This is a genomic window from Polaribacter sp. Z014, assembly GCF_023555435.1.
Classification (GTDB): Bacteria; Bacteroidota; Bacteroidia; order Flavobacteriales; family Flavobacteriaceae; genus Polaribacter.
This window is the reverse complement of record NZ_JALCZP010000006.1, coordinates 127,706-140,014: the sequence shown is the minus strand read 5'-3', so window position 1 is coordinate 140,014 and position 12,309 is coordinate 127,706. Positions and strand designations below refer to the sequence as shown.

Annotated in this window: 23 protein-coding genes; all 23 read right to left on the bottom strand. The window is 34.1% G+C overall.

Translation table 11 applies throughout. The annotated features are described in order from the left end of the window. Positions 1-12: 12 nt before the first annotated feature. The 23 genes from rplO to rpsG all read right to left on the bottom strand — a co-directional run bounded on the left by rplO (position 13) and on the right by rpsG (position 12,217). Entirely contained in the window at positions 13-462 is a 450-nt protein-coding gene (gene rplO / locus MPF19_RS09880) for a 50S ribosomal protein L15 (protein ID WP_203392054.1), read from the bottom strand. Between the two features lie 13 nt (positions 463-475). Further along, a complete protein-coding gene (rpmD, locus tag MPF19_RS09875; RefSeq protein ID WP_068451547.1) occupies positions 476-658 on the bottom strand; it encodes a 50S ribosomal protein L30 in 183 nt (60 codons plus the stop codon). Between the two features lie 11 nt (positions 659-669). Beyond that, complete coding sequence (gene rpsE, locus MPF19_RS09870; protein ID WP_203392104.1) at positions 670-1,194, bottom strand: 30S ribosomal protein S5; 525 nt, start codon at positions 1,192-1,194, stop codon at positions 670-672. A 3-nt stretch (positions 1,195-1,197) separates the two neighbouring features. Beyond that, a complete protein-coding gene (gene rplR / locus MPF19_RS09865; RefSeq protein WP_249988071.1) occupies positions 1,198-1,548 on the bottom strand; it encodes a 50S ribosomal protein L18 in 351 nt (116 codons plus the stop codon). Positions 1,549-1,559: 11 nt separating this feature from the next. After that, complete coding sequence (gene rplF / locus MPF19_RS09860; RefSeq protein ID WP_203392052.1) at positions 1,560-2,105, bottom strand: 50S ribosomal protein L6; 546 nt, start codon at positions 2,103-2,105, stop codon at positions 1,560-1,562. A 9-nt stretch (positions 2,106-2,114) separates the two neighbouring features. Next, positions 2,115-2,513, bottom strand: a complete 399-nt coding sequence (gene rpsH / locus MPF19_RS09855; protein ID WP_203392051.1) for a 30S ribosomal protein S8 — start codon at positions 2,511-2,513, stop codon at positions 2,115-2,117. Between the two features lie 164 nt (positions 2,514-2,677). Then, a complete protein-coding gene (gene rpsN, locus MPF19_RS09850) occupies positions 2,678-2,947 on the bottom strand; it encodes a 30S ribosomal protein S14 (protein ID WP_203392050.1) in 270 nt (89 codons plus the stop codon). A 3-nt stretch (positions 2,948-2,950) separates the two neighbouring features. Then, positions 2,951-3,502, bottom strand: a complete 552-nt coding sequence (rplE, locus tag MPF19_RS09845) for a 50S ribosomal protein L5 (protein WP_203392049.1) — start codon at positions 3,500-3,502, stop codon at positions 2,951-2,953. Between the two features lie 8 nt (positions 3,503-3,510). After that, complete coding sequence (gene rplX, locus MPF19_RS09840) at positions 3,511-3,813, bottom strand: 50S ribosomal protein L24 (protein ID WP_203392048.1); 303 nt, start codon at positions 3,811-3,813, stop codon at positions 3,511-3,513. A 13-nt stretch (positions 3,814-3,826) separates the two neighbouring features. Then, on the bottom strand, positions 3,827-4,195 hold the full coding sequence (gene rplN / locus MPF19_RS09835; RefSeq protein ID WP_068451523.1) for a 50S ribosomal protein L14: 369 nt from the start codon (positions 4,193-4,195) through the stop codon (positions 3,827-3,829). 1 nt (position 4,196) lies between these two features. Beyond that, positions 4,197-4,454 (bottom strand): 30S ribosomal protein S17, encoded by a 258-nt coding sequence (gene rpsQ / locus MPF19_RS09830; protein WP_065320234.1) that lies wholly within the window; start codon positions 4,452-4,454, stop codon positions 4,197-4,199. 20 nt (positions 4,455-4,474) lie between these two features. After that, on the bottom strand, positions 4,475-4,666 hold the full coding sequence (gene rpmC, locus MPF19_RS09825; protein WP_203392047.1) for a 50S ribosomal protein L29: 192 nt from the start codon (positions 4,664-4,666) through the stop codon (positions 4,475-4,477). An 11-nt stretch (positions 4,667-4,677) separates the two neighbouring features. Further along, positions 4,678-5,109 (bottom strand): 50S ribosomal protein L16, encoded by a 432-nt coding sequence (rplP, locus tag MPF19_RS09820; protein ID WP_203392046.1) that lies wholly within the window; start codon positions 5,107-5,109, stop codon positions 4,678-4,680. 22 nt (positions 5,110-5,131) lie between these two features. Then, positions 5,132-5,857 (bottom strand): 30S ribosomal protein S3, encoded by a 726-nt coding sequence (gene rpsC, locus MPF19_RS09815; RefSeq protein ID WP_158841427.1) that lies wholly within the window; start codon positions 5,855-5,857, stop codon positions 5,132-5,134. Positions 5,858-5,868: 11 nt separating this feature from the next. Further along, the gene (gene rplV, locus MPF19_RS09810; protein ID WP_203392045.1) at positions 5,869-6,273 is read right to left on the bottom strand and encodes a 50S ribosomal protein L22; all 405 of its coding nucleotides are present in this window, start codon (positions 6,271-6,273) and stop codon (positions 5,869-5,871) included. Between the two features lie 6 nt (positions 6,274-6,279). Then, on the bottom strand, positions 6,280-6,558 hold the full coding sequence (gene rpsS, locus MPF19_RS09805; RefSeq protein WP_109403430.1) for a 30S ribosomal protein S19: 279 nt from the start codon (positions 6,556-6,558) through the stop codon (positions 6,280-6,282). A 7-nt stretch (positions 6,559-6,565) separates the two neighbouring features. Further along, on the bottom strand, positions 6,566-7,390 hold the full coding sequence (gene rplB / locus MPF19_RS09800; RefSeq protein WP_249988070.1) for a 50S ribosomal protein L2: 825 nt from the start codon (positions 7,388-7,390) through the stop codon (positions 6,566-6,568). A gap of 12 nt (positions 7,391-7,402) precedes the next feature. Continuing rightward, positions 7,403-7,693, bottom strand: a complete 291-nt coding sequence (gene rplW / locus MPF19_RS09795; RefSeq protein WP_203392043.1) for a 50S ribosomal protein L23 — start codon at positions 7,691-7,693, stop codon at positions 7,403-7,405. 9 nt (positions 7,694-7,702) lie between these two features. Continuing rightward, on the bottom strand, positions 7,703-8,332 hold the full coding sequence (rplD, locus tag MPF19_RS09790; protein ID WP_203392042.1) for a 50S ribosomal protein L4: 630 nt from the start codon (positions 8,330-8,332) through the stop codon (positions 7,703-7,705). Beyond that, complete coding sequence (gene rplC / locus MPF19_RS09785) at positions 8,332-8,949, bottom strand: 50S ribosomal protein L3 (protein WP_203392041.1); 618 nt, start codon at positions 8,947-8,949, stop codon at positions 8,332-8,334. Before rplC ends, rplD begins: the two co-directional genes overlap by 1 nt. 340 nt (positions 8,950-9,289) lie before the next feature. Further along, a complete protein-coding gene (gene rpsJ, locus MPF19_RS09780) occupies positions 9,290-9,595 on the bottom strand; it encodes a 30S ribosomal protein S10 (RefSeq protein ID WP_004568745.1) in 306 nt (101 codons plus the stop codon). A 19-nt stretch (positions 9,596-9,614) separates the two neighbouring features. Next, positions 9,615-11,732, bottom strand: coding sequence for an elongation factor G (gene fusA / locus MPF19_RS09775; protein ID WP_203392040.1), 2,118 nt, complete (start codon positions 11,730-11,732; stop codon positions 9,615-9,617). A gap of 5 nt (positions 11,733-11,737) precedes the next feature. Then, positions 11,738-12,217, bottom strand: a complete 480-nt coding sequence (rpsG, locus tag MPF19_RS09770; protein ID WP_087522435.1) for a 30S ribosomal protein S7 — start codon at positions 12,215-12,217, stop codon at positions 11,738-11,740. Positions 12,218-12,309: the final 92 nt, after the last annotated feature.

The window sequence follows — 12,309 nt, the reverse complement described above, 5'->3', positions numbered from 1 at the left end:
ATTTACGGGATGTTATAAAGTAACAGCTTCTCCTCCAGCCGCTTCAATAGCTGCTTTTGCTGATGCTGTAAATTTATGTACAGTAATATTTAATTTAGCCTTTAATTCTCCACCACCTAATATTTTTATTAAGTCGTTTTTTCTTGCTAATCTATTAGCTATTAAAGAATCTAAATCTACTGTATCTGTTATCTTTCCACTATCTACTAAAGATTGTAATTTATCTAAATTGATACCTTGATATTCAATACGATTAATGTTTGTGAAACCAAATTTTGGTACACGTCTTTGAAGTGGCATTTGCCCACCTTCAAAACCAATCTTTTTAGAATAACCAGAACGAGATTTCTGTCCGTTGTGTCCTCTTGTAGCGGTACCACCTTTTCCAGATCCTTCACCTCTTGCAATTCTTTTTCCTTTTTTAATGGAACCTTCTGCTGGTGTTAAATTATGTAAACTCATTTTTCTATATGTCTTATTTAATTTCTTCGAAAGAAACTAAGTGTTTAACTGTATTTACCATACCAACTATAGAAGGCGTAGCCTCATGCTCTACAGTTTGGTGCATTTTACGTAAACCTAATGCCTCTAAAGTTCTTTTTTGACTTTGTAGACGTCCGATTTGACTTTTTACTTGTGTAACTTTAATTCTTGCCATCGTTCTTAGGTTTATCCGTTAAATACTTTCTCTAAAGAAATCCCTCTTTGTTTAGCAATAGATGCTGCACTTCTTAATTGTAATAAAGCATCAAAAGTTGCTTTTACTACATTATGAGGATTTGAAGATCCTTGAGATTTTGATAATACATCATGTATACCTACAGCCTCTAATACGTGTCTTACAGCACCACCGGCTATAACTCCTGTACCATGAGATGCAGGCTTTAAAAATACTTTAGCTCCACCAAATTTACCTTTTTGTTCATGAGGTAAAGTTGCTTCTAAAATAGGAATTCTTACTAAGTTTTTCTTAGCATCTTCAATTGCTTTAGCAATAGCAGATGCAACATCCTTAGATTTACCTAATCCATGACCAACAACACCACTTCCGTCTCCTACAACAACAATTGCAGAGAAACCAAATGCTCTACCACCTTTTGTTACTTTAGTAACACGTTGTACACCAACTAATCTATCTACAAGATCTAACCCACTAGGCTTAACTCTTTCTACGTTTTTATATCCTTGCATAATTTCTTAAAATTTTAAACCAGCTTCTCTTGCAGCGTCTGCTAATACTTTAACTCTACCGTGATATAAATATCCGTTTCTATCAAAAGATACTGTTTCTATACCAGCTTTAGTTGCTTTCTCAGCGATTGCTTTTCCAACAGCCATTGCAGCATCTGATTTAGTATCTGCTTTTATTTCTTTATTTCTAGATGAAACTGAAGCTAATGTTACTCCGTTTACATCGTCTACCAATTGAGCGTAAATTTCCTTGTTACTTCTATAAACCGTTAACCTTGGTTTAACAGCTGTACCAGAAATAATCTTTCTAATTCTACGCTTAATTCTAGCTCTTCTTTGAAGCTTTGATAATGCCATAATGTTATATATTATGCAGATTTACCTGCTTTTCTTCTTAATATTTCACCAACAAACTTAACACCTTTACCTTTATAAGGCTCTGGAGCTCTGAAAGAACGAATCTTTGCAGCAATTTGACCAACTAATTGTTTGTCAAATGAAGATAATTTAATGATCGGGTTTTTCCCTTTCTCAGATATTGTTTCAATTTTAACTTCTGGAGCTATTTCTAAAACAATATTATGAGAGAAACCTAAAGCTAAATCTAATTTTTGTCCTTGATTAGATGCTCTATAACCTACACCTACCAATTCTAAATCTTTAGTCCAACCTTTACTTACACCTTCAATCATATTTGCGATCAAAGCTCTCATTAAACCATGTTGTGCTTTATGGTCTTTACTTTCAGATGCTCTATCTAATGTGATAGTTCCATCTTCAATCTTAATTGTAATACCATTAGAAATAGTCTGAGTTAACTCACCTAATTTTCCTTTAACGGTTACAACATTGTCTTTTATGTTTACATCTACACCTTGTGAAATGCTAACGGGATTTTTTCCTATTCTACTCATTTCCTTAGATTAATAAACGTAACATAAAACTTCTCCTCCAACATTTTCTTGACGTGCTTTTTTGTTTGTCATTACACCTCTAGATGTAGAAACAATAGCAATTCCAAGTCCGTTTAATACTCTTGGCATCTCTGTAGAGCCAACATATTTACGTAAACCTGGTGTACTGATACGTTGAATTTTTCTAATTACTGACTCTTTTGTGTCTCTTTCGTATTTTAAAGCTATCTTAATTGTCCCCTGAACTTTATCGTCATTGAACTGGTAGCTTAAAATATACCCTTGATCAAACAAAATTTTAGTCATTTCCTTCTTCAAATTTGAAGCCGGAATTTCCACTACTCTGTGTCCTGCTGCGATTGCATTTCTTACTCTAGTAAGAAAATCCGCGATTGGATCTGTATACATATTTATTTAAAATTGCGATTACGGTTTTCAAATATCTCTATTTATGCTACAGATTACTCTGTGATACATGAACCTATAATCAGTTAAAATTCTTATACTCAAAAAAAATAGAGCGTGCAAAGATACACATTCTATTTTTATATTTGAGCTTTATTTAAAATTTTCTACCAAGATGCTTTTTTAACACCAGGTATTAACCCTTGATTTGCCATTTCTCTAAAAGTAACACGAGATAAACCAAATTGTCTCATATATCCTTTTGGACGACCAGTTAATTTACATCTGTTATGCATTCTAACTGGTGAAGCATTCTTTGGTAACTTTTGCAAAGCTTCATAGTCTCCAGCTTCTTTTAAAGCTTTTCTCTTTTCTGCATATTTTGCAACTGTTGCTGCTCTCTTACGCTCACGCGCTTTCATTGATTCTTTAGCCATTTCTTAATTTTTTTTGAATGGTAAACCTAATTCTCCTAATAATGATTTTGCTTCTTTATCAGTATCTGCAGATGTTACAAAAGTAATATCCATTCCACTAATCTTTTTAACTTGATCAATATTAATCTCTGGGTAGATGATTTGTTCAGTAATTCCTAAATTGTAATTACCTCTTCCATCAAAACCATTAGCTTTTATACCGTTAAAGTCTCTTACACGAGGTAATGAAGCTGTAACTAATCTATCTAAAAACTCATACATTTTATCTCCACGTAAAGTAACTTTAACACCAATTGGCATCCCTTTACGCAATTTAAATGCAGCGATATCTTTTTTAGACATTGTAGAAACTGCTTTTTGACCTGTAATTTTAGTCAACTCTTCTACAGCATAATCTATTAATTTCTTATCTGCAATTGCAGCACCTACACCTTTAGAAACAACTATTTTTTCTAATTTAGGTACTTGCATTACATTCTTGTAACTGAATTCTTCAGTAAGAGCTTTTATTACTCTTTCTTTGTATTCTGCTTTTAATCTTGGTACGTAACTCATGATTATCCTTATTTTTTAGTTTTTTTAGAGACTCTAGTCTTAGTATCTCCATCAACCTTATAACCTACTCTCACAGCTACACCATCTTCAACTAACATTAAGTTAGATATGTGAAGTGAAGCTTCTTTCTTTACAATACCACCTTGAGGATTTTGAGCGCTAGGTTTTGTGTGCTTAGAAACTAAGTTAACACCTTCTACTAAAACTCTATCCTTGTCTTTAATGATTTGTAAAACCTTTCCTTCAGATCCTTTATGATCTCCTGCAATTACTTTTACAGTATCTCCTGATTTTAATTTGAACTTCTTCATCTTATATAATGATTTAAAGCACTTCAGGTGCTAATGATACTATTTTCATGAATTGTTTCTCACGAAGCTCACGAGCAACAGGACCAAATACACGTGTTCCTCTCATTTCCTCTGTAGGATTTAAAAGTACACAAGCGTTATCATCAAATCTGATGTATGATCCGTCTTTACGTCTTACTTCTTTTTTCGTTCTTACAACAACTGCTCTAGATACTTGACCTTTTTTTACAGTTCCGTTTGGAGTTGCAGATTTAACAGCTACTACAATCTTGTCTCCAATACTTGCGTAACGTTTTCTTGTTCCTCCTAAAACTCTAATCACTAAAACTTCTTTTGCTCCAGTGTTATCTGCGACTTTTAATCTTGATTCTGTCTGTAACATATTATTTAGCTCTTTCTAGGATTTCTACTAATCTCCAACGTTTAGATTTACTCATAGGTCTTGTTTCCATGATCCTAACAGTATCTCCTTCGTTGCAATCATTCTGTTCGTCGTGTGCAACATACTTTTTCGTCTTTAATACGAATTTACCGTACATTGGGTGCTTTACTCTCTTAGTTTCAGCAACAACAATAGATTTTTCCATTTTGTTACTAGAAACAACACCAATTCTCTCTTTTCTAAGATTTCTTTTTTCCATCTTTAAAACTGACTATAGAATTATTGTAATTCTCTTTTTGTTAATTCTGTTGCAATTCTTGCTACAGTTCTTCTTAAACCTCTCAATTGCAATGGATTCTCCAATGGAGTGATTGCGTGAGCCATTTTAAGATCAGTATAATTCTTTTGCAACGCTCCAAGCTTTTCATTAAGATCAGCTGTAGATAATTCTTTTACTTCAGATTGTTTCATTTTATTTAGAATTATGCGTTAATATCAAAATCTCTTGCTATTACAAACTTCGTTTTTACTGGAAGTTTCTGAGCTGCTAAACGTAAAGCTTCTTTTGCCACATCCATTGATACTCCACCAATTTCAAACAAAATTCTACCCGGTTTAATAACTGCAACAAAATGATCTGGTGCTCCTTTTCCCTTACCCATACGTACCTCTAAAGGTTTCTTAGTGATAGGCTTGTCTGGAAATACTTTAATCCATAACTGCCCTTCTCTTTTCATATGACGAGTTGCCGCGATACGAGCTGCTTCTATTTGACGAGAAGTTAATAAGTTCTGGTCTAAAGATTTGATACCAAACATTCCATTAGAAAGTTGATTTCCTCTACCAGAAATACCAGTCATATTTCCTTTCGACTTCTGTACCTTACGGTATTTTACTCTTTTTGGCTGTAACATTTTTAATTTCTAATTTTAAAAATTATTTTCTTCTACGAGGTTGTTGACGTTTAGATCTATCACCACCACCTTTATTACCGCCTTGTTTTTTAGACAAACCAACTAATGGAGACAATTCTCTTTTACCATATACCTCACCCTTCATAATCCATACTTTAACACCTAGTCTTCCGTATTGAGTATGTGCTTCTACAAGTGCATAATCAATATCAGCTCTAAAAGTAGAAAGTGGAATTCTTCCTTCTTTATAATGTTCTGAACGTGCCATTTCAGCTCCATTTAAACGACCTGAAATTTGAATTTTAATTCCTTCAGCGTTCATACGCATAGTAGCCTGAATAGCCATTTTAGTAGCTCTCTTGTAAGAAATTCTATTTTCAATTTGACGAGCAACACTAACTGCAACTAATTTTGCATCTAATTCTGGACGTTTAATTTCAAAAATATTTATTTGAACCTCTTTACCTGTAATTTTTTTAAGCTCTTCTTTTAACTTGTCTACCTCTTGACCTCCTTTACCAATAATGATACCTGGACGTGCAGTTGTGATAGTAACGGTTACAAGTTTTAAAGTACGCTCTATAATTACTCTAGAAACACTTGCTTTAAATAATCTAGCATTTACATACTGTCTTATTTTAAAATCTTCAGCTAATTTATCTCCGTAGTCATTACCACCGTACCAGTTAGATTCCCAACCTCTGATGATTCCTAAACGATTCCCTATTGGATTTGTTTTTTGTCCCATTTCTACTTTAATTAATTGCTTAAATTTTTACTACCTAACTCTAAAGTCACGTGATTAGAACGCTTACGAATTCTATGAGCACGCCCTTGTGGAGCCGGTCTTAATCTCTTTAACATTCCTGCGCTATCAACACAAATTGTTTTTACAAACAATTTAGCTTCTTCAATAGACGCTTCTTCATTTTTAGCTTGCCAGTTTGCAATTGCAGACAACAACAATTTCTCTAAATTAATTGAAGCTTCTTTTGGGCTAAATTTTAAGATTTTTAAAGCTTTTTCAACTTCTACTCCTCTTATCTGATCTGCGACTAAACGCATTTTTCTCGGTGATGTAGGACAGTTAGTAAGCTTCGCGAAAGCACGTTGCTTTCTATCTGCTTTTAACTGATCTGCCATGTTTTTTTTACGAACTCCCATATCCTACTATTTTTTTCCTTTATTTTTTGCACCAGCGTGTCCTCTAAAAGAACGAGTTGGTGAAAATTCGCCTAACTTATGCCCTACCATGTTTTCTGTAACATAAACTGGTACAAACTGACGTCCGTTATGAACAGCAATTGTTTGTCCAACAAAATCTGGAGAAATCATACTTGCTCTAGACCAAGTTTTGATTACAGTTTTGTTTCCAGCTTCTACATTAGCTAACACTTTTTTCTCTAATTTATAGTGAATGTAAGGTCCTTTTTTTAATGATCTTGCCATAACTTAATTATTTCTTTCTACGTTCAATAATGTACTTATTACTAGCTTTAGTCTTAGATCTAGTTTTAAATCCTTTAGCAGGAATACCATTTCTAGATCTTGGATGACCTCCAGAAGCACGACCTTCACCACCACCCATTGGGTGATCGACAGGATTCATTCTTACTGCATTAACTCTTGGTCTTCTACCTAACCATCTTCTTCTACCTGCTTTACCAGATACTAATAATTGATGATCTGAATTAGATACAACTCCAATAGTTGCCATACACGTTAACAAGATTAATCTTGTTTCACCAGAAGGTAACTTTACAGTTGCGTACTTACCATCTCTTGCCATTAATTGTGCAAAAGAACCTGCAGAACGAGCCATAACTGCTCCTTGACCTGGACGTAATTCAATACAAGATATTGTAGTTCCTAAAGGAATTTCGCTTAATGACATTGCATTTCCAATTTCTGGAGCAACCCCACTACCTGCTACAATAGTTTGACCTACTGTTAAACCGTTTTGTGCAATCACATAACGCTTTTCTCCATCAGCATAACTAAGTAAAGCAATAAATGCAGTACGATTTGGATCGTACTCTATAGTTTTAACTGTTGCGGGAATACCAGCTTTCTCTCTTTTAAAATCGATAATACGGTATCTTTGTTTATGACCACCTCCTATATTACGAGTTGTCATTCTTCCCTGACTGTTTCGACCTCCAGATCGTTTTTTCGGAGCAAGTAAACTTTTCTCCGGCTTATCAGTTGTTATGGTGTCGAACCCATTTACAACTCTAAAACGCTGACCTGGTGTTATTGGTTTTAATTTTCTAACTGACATTTTTGTCTTTTCTTAAAGATTGTTATAAAAATCAATGCTTTCTCCTTCTGCTACTTGAACGATAGCCTTCTTGTATCCACTTTTAATACCTGTTACTAAACCTTTTTTAGTAAACTTAGTATTTCTTTGAATTGGATAGTTTAAAGTCTTAACGCTTAAAATAGAAACTCCATAAGCCGCTTCTACAGCTCCCTTGATTTCAACTTTATTAGCTTTCTTATCTACAACAAATGTAAAACGATTATATAATTCGCTATCATTAGTTGCTTTTTCCGTGATAATAGGTTTTATTAAAATACTCATTATGAATCCCTATTTATTTAAAATTGTATTAATTCCTTCTAAAGAACCTTCAGTAATAACGATCTTACTTGCATTTAAAATACCATAAGTATTTAAATCTGAAGCGTTAATTACTGTAGAACCTTTTAAGTTTCTAGAAGATAAATACACATTCGTATTTAATCCATTTAAAACAAATAAAGATTTTCTAGCATCTAAAGCTAAAGCATCTAATAAGTTTGTAAAGTTCTTTGTCTTTGGTGTTTCAAAGTCAAAATCTTCTATCACTACCAAGTTTTTATCTGTTGCTTGAATACTTAAAGCAGACTTACGTGCTAAACGCTTTAAGTTCTTATTCAATTTAAAAGAATAACTTCTTGGTCTTGGTCCGAACATACGTCCACCACCTCTAAAAACACCAGACTTGATAGAACCTGCTCTTGCAGTACCAGTTCCTTTTTGTTTTTTTATCTTTCTTGTAGAACCTGTAATTTCAGCTCTCTCTTTAGACTTATGCGTTCCTTGACGTTGATTTGCCAAATACTGCTTTACATCTAAATAAATTGCATGATCGTTAGGCTCTATCCCAAATACATCGCTAGAAAGTTCAACTTGTCTACCTGTATCTTTTCCTGTAATATCTAAAACTGCTACTTTCATTATTTCTGAATAGTTACAAAAGCATTTTTGTGTCCAGGAACTGCTCCTTTAACAACAAGTAAGTTCTTTTCAGCAACTACTTTTAATACTCTTAAGTTTTGTACTTTCACTTTATCTCCACCCATACGGCCTCCCATTCGCATTCCTTTGAATACTCTTGCAGGATATGACGCAGCACCGATAGAACCCGGAGCTCTTAAACGGTTATGTTGACCGTGAGTAGCTTGACCTACACCAGCAAATCCATGACGTTTTACAACACCTTGAAAACCTTTACCTTTAGATACACCAGAAACATCAACGAATTCGCCTTCTTCAAAGTGATCTACAGTTATAGAATCTCCTAATTTAAACTGCTCTTCAAATCCTTGAAATTCAACAACTTTTCTTTTAGCAGTGGTACCAGCTTTTTTAAAGTGGCCATCTAACGCTTTGTTAGAACTTTTTGCTTTTTTGTCATCGAAACCAAGCTGTAACGCACTATAGCCGTCAACCTCTTCGGTTCTGACCTGAGTGACAACGCAAGGACCCGCTTCGATTACTGTACAAGGAATATTCTTCCCGTTCTCATCGAATAAGCTGGTCATCCCAATCTTTCTTCCTATTAACCCAGACATTTAGTTAAAATTTTAGACGATAGATTTAATTATCCAGCGCGTCTATATTAATAATTTATTTTTTGAAACAATTGTTTCATTTTCGCCCTTTAAATTTCGACCAAAAAAAACAGCGCAAACAAATTCAACGCTGATTTTGTTTTTTCCGTTTTTCCTTCGCGAAACGCTCTGGACATGTTACTATTTCTTAATTTTACTCAAAAAATAGCGTCACCCTACTCTATTTCGGGTTGCAAAAGTATAAAAAACTTTCGGTTTAACAAAATTAAACCGAAAGTTAATATAAAATTACTTTTTTTTAGAGATCCTCACTTTCGTGAGAACTACCATTAAAGTTTAATTAAACTTTAATTTCTACTTCAACACCGCTTGGTAACTCAAGTTTCATTAAAGCATCAATAGTTTTCGAAGAAGAACTATAAATGTCTAATAATCTTTTGTAAGAAGCTAATTGAAATTGCTCTCTAGATTTTTTGTTTACGTGTGGAGAACGTAAAACAGTAAAAATCTTTTTATGTGTTGGTAATGGTATTGGTCCGTTTACAACAGCACCAGTACTTTTTACCGTCTTAACGATTTTTTCAGCAGATTTATCTACTAAATTGTAATCGTAAGATTTTAATTTAATTCTAATTTTTTGACTCATCTTGTAATTATTAAGTAGATTATCCTTTAGATTTTGCGATTACTTCTTCCGATACATTAGAAGGAGTTTCTGCATAATGTGAAAATTCCATTGTAGATGTTGCTCTACCAGAAGACATAGTTCTTAAAGCTGTTACATATCCAAACATTTCAGATAATGGAACAATTGCTTTTACAACTTTAGATCCAGCACGATCACTCATGTCGTTAACCTGACCTCTTCTTCTATTTAAATCTCCAACGATATCCCCCATGTTTGCTTCAGGAGTTAACACTTCTACCTTCATTAAAGGCTCCATGATTTTTGCTTTTGCAGATTTTGCAGAAGCTTTATACCCCATTCTTGCAGCTAACTCAAAAGATAATGCATCAGAATCCACTGCGTGGAAAGAACCATCTCTTAAAGTAACTTTCATTGAATCCATTTCGTATCCAGCTAAAGGACCATTCTTCATAGCTTCTCTGAATCCTTTCTCTACAGAAGGAACAAATTCTCTAGGAACATTACCACCTTTAATAACAGAATCGAATTGTAATCCTTGAACACCTTCATCTGCAGGCCCTATTGTAAATGCAATATCAGCAAATTTACCACGACCACCAGATTGTTTTTTATAAACTTCTCTATGATCTGTTTCAGCAGTAATAGCTTCTTTATATTCAACTTGAGGTTGACCTTGATTTACTTCAACATTAAACTCACGTCTTAAACGATCTACAAGTACATCTAAGTGTAACTCGCCCATTCCAGAAATAATAGTCTGTCCTGAAGCTTCGTCTGAACGTACTGTAAAAGTAGGATCTTCTTCTGCTAACTTAGCAAGTCCAATTCCTAATTTATCTACATCCGCTTTTGTTTTAGGCTCAACAGCAATACCAATTACTGGGTCTGGAAAATCCATAGACTCTAATACAAGAGGGAATTTTTCAGCAGTTAAAGTATCTCCTGTTTTAATAGATTTAAAACCTACAGCAGCACCAATATCTCCAGCTTCGATATAATCAATTGCATTTTGCTTATTCGCATGCATTTGATAAATACGTGAAATACGTTCTTTTTTACCTGAACGGTTATTTAAAACATAAGAACCAGCATCTAAACGACCAGAATATGCTCTAAAAAATGCTAAACGACCAACAAAAGGGTCTGTTGCAATTTTAAATGCTAAAGCAGCAAAAGGCTCATCTACACTTGGTTTACGTAATTCTTTTTCTTCTGTATCTGGGTTTATACCTACAATACCTTCTTTATCCATAGGAGAAGGTAAATAACGACAAACAGCATCTAAAAGAAACTGAACACCTTTATTTTTAAATGCAGAACCACAAATCATAGGAATGATAGCCATATCCATAACAGCAGCTCTCAGTGCATGATGCACTTCATCTTCCGTAATAGAATTTTCATCTTCCATGAATTTCTCTAAAAGATTTTCATCATAACTAGCTACTTCTTCAATAAGATTAGCACGTAATGCTTTCGCTTCTTCTTTTAAATCATCAGGAATATCTACAACATCAAATGTTGCACCCATTCCTTCTTCATGCCATATAATAGCTCTGTTTTTAACTAGATCTACAATACCTTTAAAGTTCTCTTCATCACCAATATTTAAAACAATTGGAACTGCATTAGAACCTAACATTGTTTTTACCTGGTCACAAACCATCATAAAATCAGATCCTTGACGGTCCATCTTATTAACAAAACCAATTCTTGGCACTTTATAATTATCAGCAAGTCTCCAGTTAGTTTCTGATTGAGGCTCAACACCATCAACTGCAGAAAATAAGAAAACTAAACCGTCCAAGACACGTAATGATCTATTTACTTCTACAGTAAAATCAACGTGACCTGGAGTATCGATAATATTAAAATGGTAATCTTTAGTATCTGGAAGAACTTTAGCGTTTTCCATAGGAAATTGCCATTCACAAGTAGTTGCAGCAGAAGTAATTGTAATACCTCTTTCCTGCTCTTGCTCCATCCAGTCCATTGTAGCTGCTCCATCATGCACCTCACCAATCTTGTGAGAAACACCCGTATAGAACAACACACGCTCTGTTGTAGTAGTCTTACCAGCATCAATATGTGCGGCAATACCTATATTTCTTGTATATCTTAAATCTCTAGCCATCTCTATTAAAATCTAAAGTGAGAGAAAGCTTTATTAGCCTCTGCCATTTTGTGAGTATCAGTACGTTTTTTTACTGCTGCACCCTCTTCTTTAGCTGCTGCTAAAATTTCCGCTGCTAAACGCTGTGCCATGGTTTTTTCATTTCTCTTACGAGTATATAAAATCATCCATTTAATAGCCATAGACACCTTACGGTCTGGTCTAATTTGCATTGGTATTTGGAATGTTGCACCACCAACACGACGAGATCTTACTTCTACGTGAGGCATTACATTTGACAAACCATCTTTCCAAATTTCTAAAGCCGATTTTTCTTCGTCTTCTCCTTTTCTTTCTTCTACTAGCTCTAAAGCGTCATAAAACACTTTAAATGCCACAGACTTCTTACCGCTCCACATTAAGTTATTCACAAAACGTGTTACTAACTGATCGTTAAATTTTGGATCCGGTAATAAGACTCTTTTTTTTGCTGCTCTTTTTCTCATGTCTTTACATTAAAAAAGTTAATTAATTTGTTATTAGCTCTTCGCTACAAAACATTAAAACAATAGTAAAAACTCAAGAAAATTCTCAAACA